The sequence below is a fragment of the Streptomyces sp. NPDC002784 genome, from assembly GCF_053592135.1.
In genome coordinates, this window is the sequence record NZ_JBSFVD010000054.1 from 1 (window position 1) to 15,006 (window position 15,006).

The window sequence follows — 15,006 nt, forward strand, 5'->3', positions numbered from 1 at the left end:
CCGGCGTCATAGGGGAAACGCGGCGAGGGGAGGGGTGGCTGTGCTGCGCGGAAAGACCCGCCGCGGCCAGGGGGCCCTCTCCTCGGCGAGACGGTCCTTCACCACCTGCTCGCCGCCGGGGAGATTCTTCCGGGCGAAGGGGTGGACGACCTCTTCCTCGGCGGTCTCGTGCACGGCCAGCAGGCGCACCAGGCGACGGAAGGCGTCCCGGCGCTCCTCACCCGTGGCCGCCTCGACCTCGTCGAAGAGATTGCGGATGTCACCGTGCTGGCGCATCAACAGCGCCACCACGTCGTCGTCCTTGGCCTGGTCGTCCCCGGCTTGCGGGGTGTGCAGCTCGGTCATTTCAGCCCCTCCCTACTTCTCGCGCTGCGCGGGGTCGGGGTGCTCGCCCTCGGTCTGGACGCGGTACTCGCGGCCGAACATCTCGTCGTGCTGGGTCATGACCCGGTCGCTCGGCGGTGCCTCGCCGCCGTGGATCTGCTCCTGCATCTTCTCGAACCGCTCGTGCGCCTCGCGGACGTACCCGGCGCCGAGCGTGGTCAGGTCCATCTGCGTGTCGAGCAGCTCACGCACGTAGGCCTTGTTGGGCTCGAAGGTCAGGACGTTGGGCAGCTCGGGGGCCAGCACGGAGGCGGGGTCGCGGCCGTCGTGCTGGCGCATCAGGTCGCAGGCGGCGTGCAGGTGCTCCAGCTCCATGTTCAGGTGCAGCTCCCAGATCGCCTTGACCTTGGGGTCGGTCTCCTGCTCCATGAAGGAGTAGTACAGGTAGCACTCGTTGTACTCGTGGTTGACGAGCTGCTCCCACCACGTCTCACCCGGGTCCACCAGGGACTCGTAGTGGGTGACGTGCTCCTCCTCGATCAGGCCGATCTCCTGGTAGAGCTGACGGGCGATCGGCTCCATGTAGGTGGGGCCGGTGTTCATGTAGAAGTTCATGGTCTGCTGCTCCGCCGACATGATCGTCAGCGCGTGCAGCTTCGACAGCGGGTTCGTCTCGTCCTTGGCGTACGGGTCGCGGACGTTGTCGACCGGGTCGCGGTGGTGGAAGCGGGTGGGCCGGCCGGGCATGATCTCGGTCAGGTTGTCGACGATCGACTCGGCCTTGCGGTGCTCGATCATCTCGTACAGGTTCGCGTACCGGTACAGGTGGTCGAAGTCCTCCAGCACGCCGAACTGGTACGCCTGCTTCAGATACGGGTCCGGCTCCATCCGGGCCACCCACGCCGTCAGGTCCACCGCGACCTGCTCGTAGGCGATGGTCGTCTCCAGCACCGAGGAGACCCCCGGGAGCAGCCAGTTCACGACCTTCTGCTGCTGCGCCTCGATGTAGCGCACGCGTGCCAGCTGCCGCTTGACCTCGGGATCGACGGTGTTGCGGGCGAGCTGGTGGCTGAAGAGGATCGCCTCCACCTCGATCCCGTTCATCGCGATGATCCGGCAGCGGGTGTACGGGTCGCAGTGGTCCGGGTCGATCGGGTCCACGTTCAGCTCTCGCCAGCTCCGTAGCTGGCGGTCCAGCGGGATTCCCCGCTGTTCGAGGGGATTGAACGTCATGGGGGGTGCCTCCTGATGACGAGGGGGACTCGCGCCGCTGGGGTACCCCGTTTCAGGCGACGAGCACAGACATGGTTCTCAGTCTGTTCACGAGGGGCGCTTTCCAGCCACCGCTCACACCCGCGAGCCGCGGGGTTCCCCCTGGTGGGTCAACCGAGCGAGCGGATGCCGTGCTGTTCGGTGAGCGTGTACACGCCGCACCGGACCGGTCGGCGGGGAAGCCCATGCGGTCGATCAGCCGGTTCGTCGGTCGGCTGCCGGTCAGTCAGCGGGCAGGCCGAACCAGCGCAGGAGTACGGGGCGTGCGTCGTCGGGGGCGTCCTCGGGGCCGCGGGCGTAGCGCGCGAGCAGGGCCAGGTAGTCGTCATGGAACGCGTCCAGCTCACCCTTGGTGAGGTGGATGAGGCTGCGTGAACCGCGCATCCAGCCTTCGGACTCGGCCTGTCCGGCGGTGAACTGCCGGGCGAGCTCGACGTCCTCCTCCATCCTCATGCGGTCCAACTCGGCCGACATGGCGCGCTCGGCCTCCGTCAGCTCACTCTGCGGCGGTCTGCGGATGTCGAGGCCGCGGACCCCGCGCCACCAGCGCTCCCGCCCGGTGGAGCGCTCGGGGATGTCTTCGATGAGGCCGCTGCGCTCCAGCATGCGCAGGTGGTAGCTGAGCGTCCCGGTGTTCTCGCCGAGGGCGGCGGCCAGTGTGGTCGAGGTGGCGGGGCCCGCCGCGCCGAGGTGACGCAGGATGCGCAGGCGCAGCGGGTGCGCGAGCGCCTTGAGGACCTCGGGACTGTCGACCGTACGCCGCTCTGCGGCCTGCGCTGATGGCTCCTCTGTCATGGCGGACAGTCTATCCGATCACAGCGATTTCTCTGCAGACCTTCCTTTGCAGAGAAATCTCTGCAATGCTGTGGCGTATGACGCCGAACCGAGTGAGCTGGAAACCCACAGTCCGTCGCTTCCCAGGTGCTGCTGCGGCGGCGCTCCTTGTCGGCCTGACCCTGGGCGCCGCGCCCACGCATGGAGCTGAAGGGGCAGCGGAACTTCCCGAGTTCGACTTCTCCGCCTGCCCGACCGTCGATGAGCTGCCCGCGGGCGCGGACCCCGGGACCTGGCGCTGCGAGGTCATGCACGCCACGGGACATCTGCGCATGGGCGCCGTCGACGAGCCGCTCACCGAACCTATGAAGATCACCTTTGCGGAAGGCCGGGTGGACGGTGAATTCCGTCAGGTCTTCGGAACGATGGCCGCTGCGCCCATCCGGGTGGGGCGCACCCCGTTGGCCCTGACTCCGCAGTACGGCGGCTATGCGGACTTCCTGTCCGACGACACCCGGCGCGGCGAGTTCGACATCAAGTTCGCCATAGGCCCGGCGCGCGGGCCGCATGCCCTACCGGCGTCGGACTGCTCGGTGGGCAGCGATCAGGACGCGGTCCACCTGGTGCTCAAGGACACCGATCCCACCCGGGTGATATCCAAGGACCCCTTGATCGTCGCCTTCGGCGCCCAGGACGTCGAGTTCGCCGCCCCGGGCACCAGCGGCTGCGGCCCCCTGAGCCGCGCGATCGACCGGGCGCTGGGCCTGCCGTCCGCGGCGGGGGCGAACGCCTTCGACATGGATGTCACGGTGGGGATTCGGCCCTACATATAGGCCGGTTCGGTTGAGTTTCTGTCCAACTGCTCTCCAGCTGTCTGGCCTGCCCGGCGACCTGCGACACCTCGGCACCCCAGGCACCCCGCCGAGGAATTGCCGTGTGGGCATCTGGCCGGACGGCTGTCTGCGGCCGTCACAGGCGCGTGGTCGCGGCATGCGGGTGGGTCATCAGGCGGATGAGGAGGGCTTCGACTCTACGGGGGTGGATCAGCGCGCGGGAGATCAGGGCCAGGTGGTCGGCGACTTCCGGTGCAATCTGTGCGGGCTGCCCTTCAGAGTGGCGGGCCTGTTGTCGGCCGTAGGCGTCGAGTGCTGCGCGGAGGGCGACTGCTCCGGCAAGGCTGCGGGAGGTCTTGTCACCGTGCCGGCCGACGGTTGCTTCGTATGCCCGCTGGTACAGGTTGTCGTCGTAGTACGGGGCGAGGCGCAGGAGTCCGTCGTAGATGTGCTGCTGGCGCTGCATGAGGCGGAGATCCAGGGGTGCGAGACGGCCCACGTTGGCTCTGGCGGAGGAAGGTGCCACGCGCCGGATGGCTCGGGCCAACGGCAGGAGGCTCCAGTAGAGGGCCTGTTCTTGTACCCACTTCTGGAGGAACGGTCCGGCTACGGGGAGGATGAATCCTGCGGCGACCAGGGTGCCTCCGAGGAGTGCGAAGGGGGGCGCGACCTTGGTGTTGAGCACGTCCCAGTCCGCTCCGGTCCATCGGGCCGCGATCGCGGAGGCTTTGGCTGTGACGAAGGCGATGCCCATGGCGTAGCCGCTTTGCAGGCAGACCAGGCCTGCCTTCAGCCAGCGACCGCGGACGTGAGAGATCCATGTCCAGATCATCCAGGCCGAGACGACGGTCGAAGTGAGGTAGCCGACCAGGTAGAGGACGATGTGTTCGCGCATCCACGGTGTGGTGGCGTAGTAGGTGTCGAGGTCGTAGATCCGTTCGCGAGGCACGTCGGCCAGCAGGAACGTGATCCACAGGGCGACGATGACGCTTGCGTAGATGGCCCAGGTCCAGGCGATTCTGCGGCGACGGCGAGGGGAGGGCTTTTCCCGCCAGGTGATGATCATGGTGAGGCAGGCGCCGCAGAACGCGTTGATGAGGGAGTACGTCCAGGGTGCTGCGATGTTCGGTACGCCGGTGAGGGTGTTGATGCGGTGGATGTTCGCTGGTGTCACCGAGACGAAGACGGCCGCGGCGAACAGCAGGACGAACCAGGTGGCCCGGGTGTTGGGGTCCTTCCATGAGCGGATGATCGCCGGGGATTTGAGGGCGAGGCCGGCGATCAGGAGAGCGGTGGGCGGGAGATACAGCAGGTGGGAGTCGGTGATACTCACAGGCCCCGCCGGTGGTGGCTGGTCATCGACAGGTTGATGCGGCCTTCGACGGTCGATTCGTTGACGGGGCCTTGCGTGTGCGGGCCCGTCATCCAGGAACGGGCCGCTCGGCCGAAGAGCAGGCCGAAAGTCTCTGCTGCCTCCTCGCTCTCGTCGTGGGACTGGGCGCGGGCGGCAATCAGCAGGAGTGCGTCGCGGGGCACGTGGTGCTCGGTGAGGATGCGTGCCATGGCGTGTTGCAGGCTGTGTGTGGGGTGGTCTGCGCCGTGGCTGCGGGCGGCCGGCGGGACGCGCCCGGTGAGGTGCTGGCCACAGTCGCCTTTCTCCTCGTGCCACAGTTCGTGGCCCAGGATGACCAGTTGTGCTGTGGGTATGGCGCGTTCTTCGACCACGATGACCGAGTGGTCGCCGCAGTCCAGCCGGGCGCCCGACACTTCGAGGTCTGAGGGAAAGACGCTGAAGATCAGCCGGATGGGGCGGTTGCGGCGCTCGCTCATGGCGTCGCAGAAGGCGTGCATCAGCGGGCGCGGTTCAGCTGGTCGGGTGATCCGCTGCGCTGCCGCCGCGCCGAGCTCCGAGAGTAGGGCCTTCATCTCCTTGGCACTCACTGCTTGTCACCTGTTGGGGGGTTGAGGGATTCGACGATTTTGGCGATGAACTGCTCGAACTGATCGGCTGCCATGGTCCCGTGCAGCCGCAGGTCGGTGTGGAGCACTCCGTGCTTTCTCATGACGTCTTCGATCGTGGCCGGGCGCCGGCGTTCGCTGAGCTCGGCCTGGAGGACTCGGTTGAGGACCTGCGTCGGCGGCGCTGTGAAGGATTCCGCTCCGCCTTCGACTCCGAGGATCTCGGCCAGCTGGGGCAGATGAGCAGGGCGTGGTGCCTTCTCACCGTTGAGGAAGCCGCGGGCGCGTCGGCGGGAGACGCCCAGTTGGTCGTGGACCTGGCAAACGAGATCGGGCAACGTCTGGCCGGTGTCCTCGAGGTGGGTCTGCGTGAGGGCCCGCAGCCGGTCCCTGACACGGCGGCCGACCTGCTCAGGGCCAGGCGTTTCTCCCCTGAGGAGAGCTTCGACCGTTGCCTGGGGCAAGGCGGTCTTCCTCGCCAGGGCGGTGGGGTTCAGCGGGTTGGAACTGCCGAGACACTGTTCCTCGATGCGCCTGTGCAGGCGCTCAAGCGTCTCGTGCAGTTCGGGCTCCACAGGTGCTCCTGGGATCGATGGGTGGGGTGGGGAGTCTGGAGTTGTTGGTTTTGAACCGTACGTCGCCAACTGGGTTGCCGGAACACACTCTTGCGCCGTCCCTCTCCGGCCTGGCATGGGGTGGGGCCGGCAAGAAGGGCCCTTCAGGAGGTGGCGGTCTTCCGTTCGGCTTCACTCAGCGGCGGGCCCTGCAGTCGCGGCCTCTTCGGGCCGAGGAACATGGGGATGAGCATGTCGGTGGAGAACAGCCGGGCTGCCGGCTTTTCCAGGCTCATCACGTCCAGCAGGGCGCCGAGAGCACGGGGGTTGGCGGCGCCGGTCTCGACGGCGCGGTCCACGAAACGGGCCAGGAACCGCTCCACGGCATGGGGTGGCGTGTCGGTGGCGCCGGGGTAGAAGGCGTCCTGTCCCACGGCCAGGTCCCAGGCGGCGCCGACGGGACGGGCTGCGGCTCGCTGCAGGCGTCGGGCGGTGCCCGGGGCAGTGAGGGGCGTGGTGCGCGCGACGTCGCGGACGGCGAGGGCGCACTGGGCGGCGACGGTGAGGCCATGGCCGTAGACCGGGTTGAAACCGGCGATGGCGTCGCCCAGGACGAGGAGGCCGTCGGGCCAGTGCTTGGCCTTTTCGTAGTAGCGGCGGTGGTTGGCGGTGGAGCGGGTGGTGGCGACGTCGCCGAGGGGTTCGGCGTTCTTGAGGAGTTCGCCGATGATGGGGTCGCCGAGACCGAGGGCGAAGTCGATGAAGGCGTCGGGGTCGCTGGTGGGCTCACCGCCCCGGCTTCCGGAGAGTGTGACGATCCACTGGCCGTCTTCGATGGGCAGGATGATGCCGCCCTGGCCGGGTGCCTTGGCGGGGTTGGCCTGGACGTTGATGAGCGGGAACCCGTGGTCGGCGGCGCTGTGGGGGGCGCGGAAGAGGCGGGTTGCGTAGGCGACGCCGGCATCGACCTTGCGTTCGGCGATGCCGGCGAGTCCGAGGTCGCCGAGCCACTGGGGGGTGTGGGAACCGCGGCCGGAGGCGTCGATGACCAGGTCCGCGGCGAGCGTGGCTATCTCGGCGTCGCTGTCGACGCGGACTCCGGTGACGTGGTGGGCGTCGCCTTCCAGTTCCAGTGCGGTGGTGTTCTGGAGCAGGGTGAGGCGCTCGTCGGCGAGTACGCGCTCGCGCAGGACGGCGTCCAGCAGGTTGCGCGAGCAGACCAGGTTGCGGTGGTGCGTTGCCAGGAAGCGGCGGAACCAGACCTCGTTGGGGGCCCGGGAGACCATGTCGCCCATGATGTGGACGAGGCGGCCGCCGCGGGTGACGACCTCGTCGACCACCCCGGGCAGCAGCTCGTCCAAGGCCTTCACCCCTCCGCTCCATACGAGATGGGCGTGCCGGGACTGCGGGACGCCGCGGCGGGATGTGGGGCCGTCCGGCAGGTGGTCGCGCTCGACGATGGTGACCTCGGCGAAATCGGCCAGCGCGGCGGCAGCGAACAAGCCGGTCGCACTGGCTCCGATGATGACGGCGGTGGGGCGGCGTGGGTCAGACATGGGATGTGTCGCTTTCTCTGCAGGCCGCTCGCTGCCAGATGGCCTCGACGGTGCGGGGTCGATGGAAGGCTCGGGCGATCGCTTCGAGGTCGTCGAGGCCGGTGCGGGTGCGGGCGGCGGGTGCGCCGCTGCCGGGGTGGCCGCCCGGTGAGGGCGGGGCGGTCGAGGCGGCAAGGGCAGCACGGATGGCGACGGCTCCCGCGATGCCGTGGGCGTGTTCAGCGCGGTGGCCGGCATCGCGGGCCTCCTCATAGGCCCGCTGGTGCAGACCGGTGTCGAGGAAGGGGGTCAGCCGCAGCAGGGCGTCGTGGATGCGCTGTTGGCGTTGCAGCACGCGCAGGTCGAGGGGTGCGAATCTGCCGACGCGGGCACGCGCGGCGGGCGGGGCGACAGGTCGCAGCGCCCGCGCGAGCGGTCGCAGCCGCTGGTAGGTGCGTTGGTCACGGATCCACTTCTGCAGGAACGGGCCGCCCTGAGGGAGGATGAATCCGATGCCGACGAGACTGGCGTCGAGGATCGCGAAGGGCGGCGCCACCTTGGTGGAGAGCCAGTCCAGGTTCCCTCCGGTCCACCGCGCGCCGATGGCTGTCAGCTTGGCTACGTCGTAAACGAATCCGAAGGCGTAGCCGACTTGGAGGAAGACGAGTCCGGCCTTGAGCCAGCCGCCGCTCACCTTCGGGATCCACTTCCAGATCATGTACGCGGCGACGAGCGCGGAGACCATGTGCGCGCCCAGGTAGAGAAGGATGTGCTCGCGCATCCACGGCCGGCTGGCGTAGTAGGTGTCCAGGTCGTAGATGCGCTCGGTGGGGGCGTCGGCGAGGAAGAACGTGACCCAGAGGGCGCCGATGATGCCGAGGTAGATCAGCCAGATGCGGCGGATCCGGGTGCTGCGCCGAGGAGACGGCTCATCCCGCCAGGTGATGACCATGGTCAGGCAGGAGGCGCAGAAGGCGGTCAGGAGTGAGTACACCCAGGGTGCGGCGATATTCGGCACCCCGGTGATCGTGTTGATCCGGTGGATGCTGGCCGGCGCCGCGGACACGAACACCGCGGAGGCCAGCACCAGTAACAGGGTGGTCGCCCGGACGTCCGGATCCTTCCAGGCCCGGACGAAGGTGGGCGTTTTCAGGCTCAGTGCCAGGATCAGAAGCACGATCGGCAGGATGTACGGGATGTGGAAGCTGGTCAGGCTCATCGCCGTAACTCCCGGGTCGCAGCCGCGGATGCGCCTGACGCGGTAGCGCCGGTACCAGAGAGTGAGTCTGCTGCGGTGGCGCCCGAGAGTGCGGCCTGGGAGGAGGCGGCCGGGGGTGTTTCCAACAGAGCACCAGCGTGGGGGCGAGACCGGTGAGCCGTGGCATTCGCCAGGCAGGCGTGTCGCTGCGGGGGCCGCGTGCGGGCCGGCAGTCCGTCATGAGGCGCGGGGCGGCGCGAAGTCACGGCGCGGGAGGGGTGGTTCACAGGATGCGGCCGCTGCGGTTGAGCAGGGACAGGTTGATTCGTCCCTCGACGGTCGCGGCGCTCACGGGTCCTTCCGCGTAGCGTCCCTTCATCCAGGAGCGCACCTCACGGCCGAAGAGCAGTCCGAACGTCTCGGCATCCACCTCGTGTTCGGAGACGGATTCCGATCGGGCGGCCACCGTGAGAATGGCTTCACGCGGCACTTCATGCTCGTCAAGGATCCGTTCCACGGCTTCTCGGACGGCATCAGGTGTCTGGGCGGCGCTCAGCGCGCGGGCCGCTGCCTGCAGCCCGGGGATGTGGTGCCCGCGGTCGTCTTCCTCTTCGTGCCACAGTTCGTGGCCGAGGATCACCAGCTGGGCCTCAGGGGCAGTGCACGCTTCCACGACGATGATGGAGCGGTCTCCCAAGTCAAGGCGTATGCCCGATACCGCAATGTCGGGTGGGAGGGCACGGAACTCGAGCGTGATGCTGCGGCCCTTCCGCACGCTCATGGCCCGGCAGAACTCCTGCATGACGTCTCTTGGTTCGGCCGGCCGCTGCAGTGATGTCGATGCTTCTTCACCGAGCGCGGCCAGGAGTAACTTCATCGCTTTGGTGCTCATCGCTGGGGGTCCTCCTCCTCAGGCGCCACCGACCGCAGGACTCCTTCGAGGATCCGCTCCAGCTGGACGCGGGAGACGGAGCCGTGAGCCCGCAGGTCCGCGCCCTTCACTCCATATCGGTCCAGCAGGGCCGCCACGGGGTCCTGCTCCGGGTGCTCAAGTCGCTGCAGCGCGGGCAGCAGCACGCGGTTGAGTGCATCATCAGCGGGCGCCGTGAAGAACGACTCGCCGCCCTCGACATCGAAGAACTGCACCAGGCGGTGCAGATGCGCGACGTTGGGAATCTTCTTGCCGTCACAGACCGAGCGCGCCCATACGTCGGAGATCTCCAGATGCGCGGCGACGGCAGCGGCGAGATCCGACATGCGCTTGCCGCTGCGGGCGAGATGGGCGTCGCTGAGCGCCTTGATACGCGCACACACTCGCTCGTTGACCGTGTCGGCCGGTGCCGCGGCGCCCTGGAGCAGGCGACGGACGGTGCTTTCTGACAGCGCCGTCCTGGCGGCCAGCGTCCGCGGGTCGAGGATGTCCGATCGATTCAAGCCCCGCTCGTCGATGAGCTCGTCCAGGCGCTGAAGCGTCTCGTGCAGTGCGGTGTGTTGCTCCAACGATGACTCCCTGGAAAGCCGGTGGGCGGCTCGCTCGACGCTACGCGGCAGCGTACGTGCAACTCCCCAGGATTTTCAACGATCGTTTATTCACGGCAAGCGATCGTTATCTTCCCGGCGTTCCTCCCGGACAGGGGCAGACCCGGCACTGCCTACCGGCGCGGCGAAAACGCCCGAAGCGGACGCGGAATAAACGATCGTTTCCCATCCGAAAACCATCGTTGACAGCTGTGTTTTGCATGCAGCAATATCACCGAACACGGAGTCGCACCGCCCGAGTTCGGGCGCGATCGCTGCCCGTGATGGCCCACGCCTCGTGAAGGCAACTCTCCGGGAGACTCGCCCATGCACGCCCAGCGACGATCTGCAGGTACGGCCGTGCTCGCTGCCACCTGCGCTGTCGGCGAGGACCCTTCCCAGCACTTCCGGCCGCTCCCTGATCCCCCGTCGGGGACAGTGCCGGGAGCACAGGGCGGGAGCCGGCCCTCATCCCAACCGCCTCGGGCCGGCTCCCGCTCATCCCCGACCACATGGCAGGCGTCGGGCGCATCACGCGTTCGCCTTTGCGCACCCGGCCGAGAGCTGACCGAGGCCCCGCACCGGGTGCTGATCTCACCACAGGAGACAAGTGACGACACAGTCGGGAGCCACCTCCACCTCCACCTCCACCGAAGCCAATGCCGATGCCCTCCAACTCCGCAGAGTCATCACCGACCTGCTGACGGTCTGCGCTTCCATGGCCGCCCAGCACGCCCCAAACGGGTCATGGACGCCCGCCTCCTCCGGAACGGACGCATTCGCCGAGGCCTCCTCGGTCATCGAGACCCTCTCCCGAAGCCTGAACCAAACCCGCCGTGACCTCCGCAAGCTCAGCAGACAGGCCCGTAGAAGCGCCCACTCGGGCTCGCCGCCCTACCTCCGCGAACCCCGCAGCGCTCCGTCCTCCGGGCCTCCCCCGGTCGGCGCGCTGCTCGACGAACGGCCACCCGACGCTCCGGCATGCGGGGACGCGTGATGCCCATGACGGGCAACATGTTTGACGCAGACCCCACCCAACCCGGCCCATCGAGTGCGACCGTGCCGAGGCGATGGCACGCCTCAAGGGGACGCCTCTCATGTGGATCATGCAGCCCCGGGCCAATGGAGGACGGCGAGATGAGCGACGAGGCCGCGAGGGAAGCCGGTCTGGTCCCGGTGCAGTACTGGCAGGAGATCGTGGAGATCTCCGCGCACTCCGCGTCCGGTGAACTGACGGTTCGCGGCCTGATGGACGACCTGGACGAAGAACTCCCCGTCTGGGCGGCACCTCCCCAGGAGGCCACGGTGCTGCGGCAGAGCGACACCTACGGCGCATTGGTACGAGAGCGGTAAACCATCGTTCTGTCCAGCCAACAGGCGGGCCGGTGCTGCGCCCGCCGCGATGCGCACCGTTTGCATGGCCCCACACCAACATGCTCGGCCAATAGTCTTCCCAGTTCCTGGGCCTGCCCGGCAGCTGCGCCCCTGCGCGCCCCGGGCACCCCTGCCAAGGAATTCCCGTGTGGACATCGACGCGTCCTGCTAGCGTCTGCGCCATGAAGCGCGCTGCCATGACGACGACGCCGGAGAGTGTCCCGGCGCGCTGACAGATGACCTGATGCGAAGCCCCGGGGCGAGTGCCCCGGGGCTTCGTCGTAGGCCCGGTCACTTGCTCCGCGACCAGCAAGGAGACCGCAATGACCGTCGTACACGACCACCGCAAACTGGGGCGGGAACTGGGCCTGTTCGACACCGATCCGCTGATCGGCGCGGGCCTGCCGTACTGGCTGCCCGACGGCGCGACCGTGCGGCACACCCTGGAGGAGTACATCCGGGCCGCCGAGCGGCGGGCGGGCTACCAGCATGTGTACTCGCCGGTGCTCGGCAAGCAGGAGTTGTACGAGATGTCGGGGCACTGGGCGCACTACAGCGACGACATGTTCCCGCCGATGGACCTCGGCGGGGAGCAGGTCGTCCTGCGACCGAGCCTGTGCCCTCATCACGCGGTGCTCTACCGCTCCCGCGCCCACAGCTACCGCGAACTGCCGCTGCGCATGGCCGAACTGGGCGGCATGTACCGCTCCGAGCTCTCCGGCGTGCTCGGCGGACTGACCCGAGTGCGGGCCATCCAGCTCAATGACGCACCCATCTTCTGCACCCTGGACCAGGTCGCCGAGGAGGCGCGGGCCGCGCTGGAGATGATCGGCGAGGCGTACGCGGCGCTCGGCATCACCCCGACCCGATACCGGCTCTCCCTCCCGGGCCCCGGTGGCAAGTACGTTGCCGCACCCGAGAAGTGGCAGCGGTCCACCGTCCTGCTGACCGACGTCCTCGACCGCTCCGGCCTGTCCTACGAGGCAGTCGAGGGAGAGGCCGCGTTCTACGGCCCCAAGATCGACGTCCAGGTCACCGACGGCGCCGGCCGGGAGGCCACCCTGTCCACCGTCCAGGTCGACTTTCACCAGCCCGAGCAGTTCGGCCTGTACTACATCGGCGCGGGCGGCGCCAAACACCGTCCGGTCATGGTTCATCGCAGCATCATCGGCAGTGTGGAACGTGCTGTCGCCCATCTCATCGAACAGCACGGCGGTGCCTTCCCCGCCTGGCTCGCTCCCACTCAGCTGGTCATCCTCCCGATCTCCGACACCGAACTGCCGAACGCCGCAGCCCTCGCTGAGCGCTGCACTCGTCTTGGACTGCGTGCCCAGATCGCAGGACCGGACCGCGGCAGTCTGGGCGCCCGTATCCGAGAGACCCGCCTGGTTCCCTACCAAGCCGTCATCGGCGCCAAAGAGGCCGCTGACGATCACGTCGCACTGCGCTTGCGTAACGGACGCCGACTCGACCCACAGCCGATCAGTGACGTACTCACTCACATCAGCGCTCTCATCGCGGCCCACAGCACCAACTTGTGGGCCGACTGACCCGCACCCTTTGCCATGATCGGAGCAGTGACACTCTCGCCTGCAGGCGGTGCCCAAGCGGTCGGCCCAGCGAGAGGGCGGGGCTGAGTGTTCCGCCTCTCCCTGCGTTCCTGGTTGATCCTCGCCGTGCTTGTCGTCGGCCTGCTGGTACTGACGTACTCCTCCACCATGTCCGACCAGCGCGCATCCGCGGAACGTTCCGCCCCCGCAAGGCCGTTGGCGGACAGCCCGCTCCCCCGGCGGCGGTACGGCCCAACTCTCGAAGTGCGGGGTGGACAAGGGGCCACGTCCGACACCGCGGGGGAAGGGCGAGCACACCAATGACGTCGCGGACTGCCCGGTACTGACTCTCACCCTCGCCGACCCGGCGATCCGGCGATCCGGCGATCCGGCGATCCGGCGATCCGGACGTACCGTGCCGAGGCCACGGCTGGCGGCGCCGCCGGCTCTTCAGCAACCGCCTCGTCGCGGTCTTCTGCGAACCGGATACCTCCCAGGTGTGAGAAGACCACGCGGATATCTGCTGCTGGGGATCAACTGCACTGTTAGCGTTGCTCCTTGAGCGAGGGGGAAGTCAACACGTGACACCGACAGCGTTTTGTATCGGCGGGGATCTGAAAGTACGGCGGCTGGGGTTCGGGGCCATGCACTTGCCGACCGACCCGGGCCCGGACCGCGAGGCGTCTCTCGCGGTCGCGCGGCGGGCCGTCGAACTGGGTGTCACGCTGATCGACACCGCGTACATGTACGGAAGAGGAGCCAACGAGGAACTCCTGGCCGAGGCCCTGCATCCCTACCCGGGCGGGCTGCTGATCACCACCAAGGTCGGCGTTGCTTTTTCAGGCCCCTCAGGTGAGTGGAAGCTCGACGGGCGGCCCGCTGTGCTGCGGGAGCAGGTCGAGCAGGCACTCCGCCGACTGCGGGTCGAGCGGATCGAGCTTCTTCAGCTGCATCGCGTCGACCCCGACACGCCGCTCGCCGACCAGGTCGGTACGCTGCGGGACTTGCAGGCTGAGGGCAAGATCGGCCGGATCGGGCTGTCCGAGGTCACCGTCGACGAACTCGACCAGGCACGGGCCATCGTCGACATCGCGAGCGTGCAGAACCGGTACAATCTGCTCGACCGCGAGCACGAGCCCGTACTCGCGGCTTGCGAAGCGGCAGGCATCGCGTTCCTGCCGTGGCGGCCCGTCGCCTGGGGCAATTCGGGGGCGCAGGCCGAGGTCGCCTCCGTAGCAGCCGAACTCGACGCCACCCCTACGCAGGTCGCGCTCGCCTGGCTCCTCGGCCACTCCCCCGTGATCCTTCCCATCCCCGGCACCGCTCGGATCGATCACCTGGAGGAGAACCTTGCTGCGGAGCGTCTCGAGATGACCCCGGTGCACCGCGAGCGCCTCGACCGTCTGGCCGAAGTGGCGTAGGCGTCCGGATGCCCGCCTCTTCCCGTACGAGGTGTGGCGGCCCCTGATAGCGCGGGAAGTGCGCCTTTCGGGGACCGGGGCGGTCGGGTACGGCGATCCGGCCGACCACGCCGGGCGGCCGTAGAAGAACCCGGCTACCCACCGAGTTCAGGTTCGGCGGGCGGCCGGTCGAGACGCTGCAGAGCCTGGACCGGGACGGATACGTCATCTTTGTCGGGTCGTTCTCCAAGGTGATGATGCCGTCCCTGCGCGTCGGCTTCTTCGGTCCCCATCCAGGCGGCGCTCGCCCGCTTCGTCGACGACGGACTGCTCGCCCGGCACATCCGCCGGATGCAGCACACGTACGCGACCCGCCACCGGGCCGTCACCCGCACGCTCACCGACCACTTCACGCACCTGACCGAGCTGGTGCCGTCCGCCGCAGGCATGCACGTCCCCCTCTACACCCGAGGCCTACTCGGTCCGACGTAAGACTGCTGACGCGAAGGAAACGCCAGGACACCTGTCCATCCGAATGCAGCGGCACCATGACGACCTACGGCCTGACCTTGCAGCGATGGGCTGTTGAAGAATTCGTTCGCTGTCCGAGGTGATCGCTTCTAAGCGTTGTCCCGTAAATGGCTTCGGGTATGCCTGCTGACCTGGCTGTTTGCTTTGTCATCCGGCGAGGGTGAGGTTGTGCAGGCGGGCGATG

15 protein-coding genes and 1 pseudogene are annotated in these 15,006 nt (G+C 68.1%); 6 read left to right on the forward strand and 10 right to left on the reverse strand.

Translation table 11 applies throughout. The annotated features are described in order from the left end of the window. Positions 1-75 precede the first annotated feature (75 nt). The 3 genes and pseudogenes from ACWD1Z_RS35200 to ACWD1Z_RS35210 all read right to left on the reverse strand — a co-directional run. A pseudogene (locus tag ACWD1Z_RS35200) lies at positions 76-345 on the reverse strand (hemerythrin domain-containing protein); the annotation flags it as partial. 12 nt (positions 346-357) lie between these two features. Continuing rightward, entirely contained in the window at positions 358-1,557 is a 1,200-nt protein-coding gene (locus ACWD1Z_RS35205) for a hypothetical protein (protein ID WP_451124626.1), read from the reverse strand. 261 nt (positions 1,558-1,818) lie between these two features. Then, positions 1,819-2,391, reverse strand: coding sequence for an ArsR/SmtB family transcription factor (locus ACWD1Z_RS35210; RefSeq protein ID WP_451124628.1), 573 nt, complete (start codon positions 2,389-2,391; stop codon positions 1,819-1,821). On the opposite strand from ACWD1Z_RS35210, the gene ACWD1Z_RS35215 reads away from it, so the two are divergent. Beyond that, positions 2,376-3,203: a hypothetical protein gene (locus tag ACWD1Z_RS35215; protein WP_451124630.1), complete on the forward strand. Its 828-nt coding sequence runs from the start codon at positions 2,376-2,378 to the stop codon at positions 3,201-3,203. The two genes, ACWD1Z_RS35210 and ACWD1Z_RS35215, sit on opposite strands and share 16 nt — an antisense overlap. Positions 3,204-3,339: 136 nt before the next feature. Here the strand turns inward: ACWD1Z_RS35215 and ACWD1Z_RS35220 are convergent, their stop codons facing one another. From ACWD1Z_RS35220 to ACWD1Z_RS35250, 7 genes are all read right to left on the reverse strand, one after another. Next, positions 3,340-4,536: an MAB_1171c family putative transporter gene (locus ACWD1Z_RS35220; protein WP_451124632.1), complete on the reverse strand. Its 1,197-nt coding sequence runs from the start codon at positions 4,534-4,536 to the stop codon at positions 3,340-3,342. After that, complete coding sequence (locus tag ACWD1Z_RS35225) at positions 4,533-5,144, reverse strand: toxin (RefSeq protein ID WP_451124634.1); 612 nt, start codon at positions 5,142-5,144, stop codon at positions 4,533-4,535. Before ACWD1Z_RS35225 ends, ACWD1Z_RS35220 begins: the two co-directional genes overlap by 4 nt. Next, positions 5,141-5,737: a hypothetical protein gene (locus ACWD1Z_RS35230; RefSeq protein WP_451124636.1), complete on the reverse strand. Its 597-nt coding sequence runs from the start codon at positions 5,735-5,737 to the stop codon at positions 5,141-5,143. The genes ACWD1Z_RS35225 and ACWD1Z_RS35230 overlap by 4 nt, the downstream gene beginning before the upstream one ends. Positions 5,738-5,880: 143 nt before the next feature. Next, positions 5,881-7,272, reverse strand: coding sequence for an NAD(P)/FAD-dependent oxidoreductase (locus ACWD1Z_RS35235; protein ID WP_451124638.1), 1,392 nt, complete (start codon positions 7,270-7,272; stop codon positions 5,881-5,883). Beyond that, the gene (locus ACWD1Z_RS35240; protein WP_451124640.1) at positions 7,265-8,470 is read right to left on the reverse strand and encodes an MAB_1171c family putative transporter; all 1,206 of its coding nucleotides are present in this window, start codon (positions 8,468-8,470) and stop codon (positions 7,265-7,267) included. The genes ACWD1Z_RS35235 and ACWD1Z_RS35240 overlap by 8 nt, the downstream gene beginning before the upstream one ends. A gap of 262 nt (positions 8,471-8,732) precedes the next feature. Beyond that, complete coding sequence (locus ACWD1Z_RS35245) at positions 8,733-9,341, reverse strand: toxin (protein WP_451124642.1); 609 nt, start codon at positions 9,339-9,341, stop codon at positions 8,733-8,735. After that, positions 9,338-9,949 carry a hypothetical protein gene (locus ACWD1Z_RS35250; RefSeq protein WP_451124644.1) on the reverse strand — a complete coding sequence of 204 codons (612 nt, stop codon included), beginning with the start codon at positions 9,947-9,949 and terminating at the stop codon, positions 9,338-9,340. The genes ACWD1Z_RS35245 and ACWD1Z_RS35250 overlap by 4 nt, the downstream gene beginning before the upstream one ends. Positions 9,950-10,577: 628 nt before the next feature. Between ACWD1Z_RS35250 and ACWD1Z_RS35255 the strand changes: the two genes are divergently transcribed. From ACWD1Z_RS35255 to ACWD1Z_RS35275, 5 genes are all read left to right on the forward strand, one after another. Next, positions 10,578-10,964 carry a hypothetical protein gene (locus ACWD1Z_RS35255; protein WP_451124646.1) on the forward strand — a complete coding sequence of 129 codons (387 nt, stop codon included), beginning with the start codon at positions 10,578-10,580 and terminating at the stop codon, positions 10,962-10,964. A gap of 140 nt (positions 10,965-11,104) precedes the next feature. Continuing rightward, complete coding sequence (locus ACWD1Z_RS35260; RefSeq protein WP_451124648.1) at positions 11,105-11,320, forward strand: hypothetical protein; 216 nt, start codon at positions 11,105-11,107, stop codon at positions 11,318-11,320. 344 nt (positions 11,321-11,664) lie between these two features. Continuing rightward, the gene (thrS, locus tag ACWD1Z_RS35265; RefSeq protein WP_451124650.1) at positions 11,665-12,891 is read left to right on the forward strand and encodes a threonine--tRNA ligase; all 1,227 of its coding nucleotides are present in this window, start codon (positions 11,665-11,667) and stop codon (positions 12,889-12,891) included. Between the two features lie 581 nt (positions 12,892-13,472). Continuing rightward, complete coding sequence (locus tag ACWD1Z_RS35270; protein ID WP_451124652.1) at positions 13,473-14,312, forward strand: aldo/keto reductase; 840 nt, start codon at positions 13,473-13,475, stop codon at positions 14,310-14,312. Between the two features lie 330 nt (positions 14,313-14,642). Then, the gene (locus ACWD1Z_RS35275; RefSeq protein ID WP_451124654.1) at positions 14,643-14,783 is read left to right on the forward strand and encodes a hypothetical protein; all 141 of its coding nucleotides are present in this window, start codon (positions 14,643-14,645) and stop codon (positions 14,781-14,783) included. Positions 14,784-15,006: the final 223 nt, after the last annotated feature.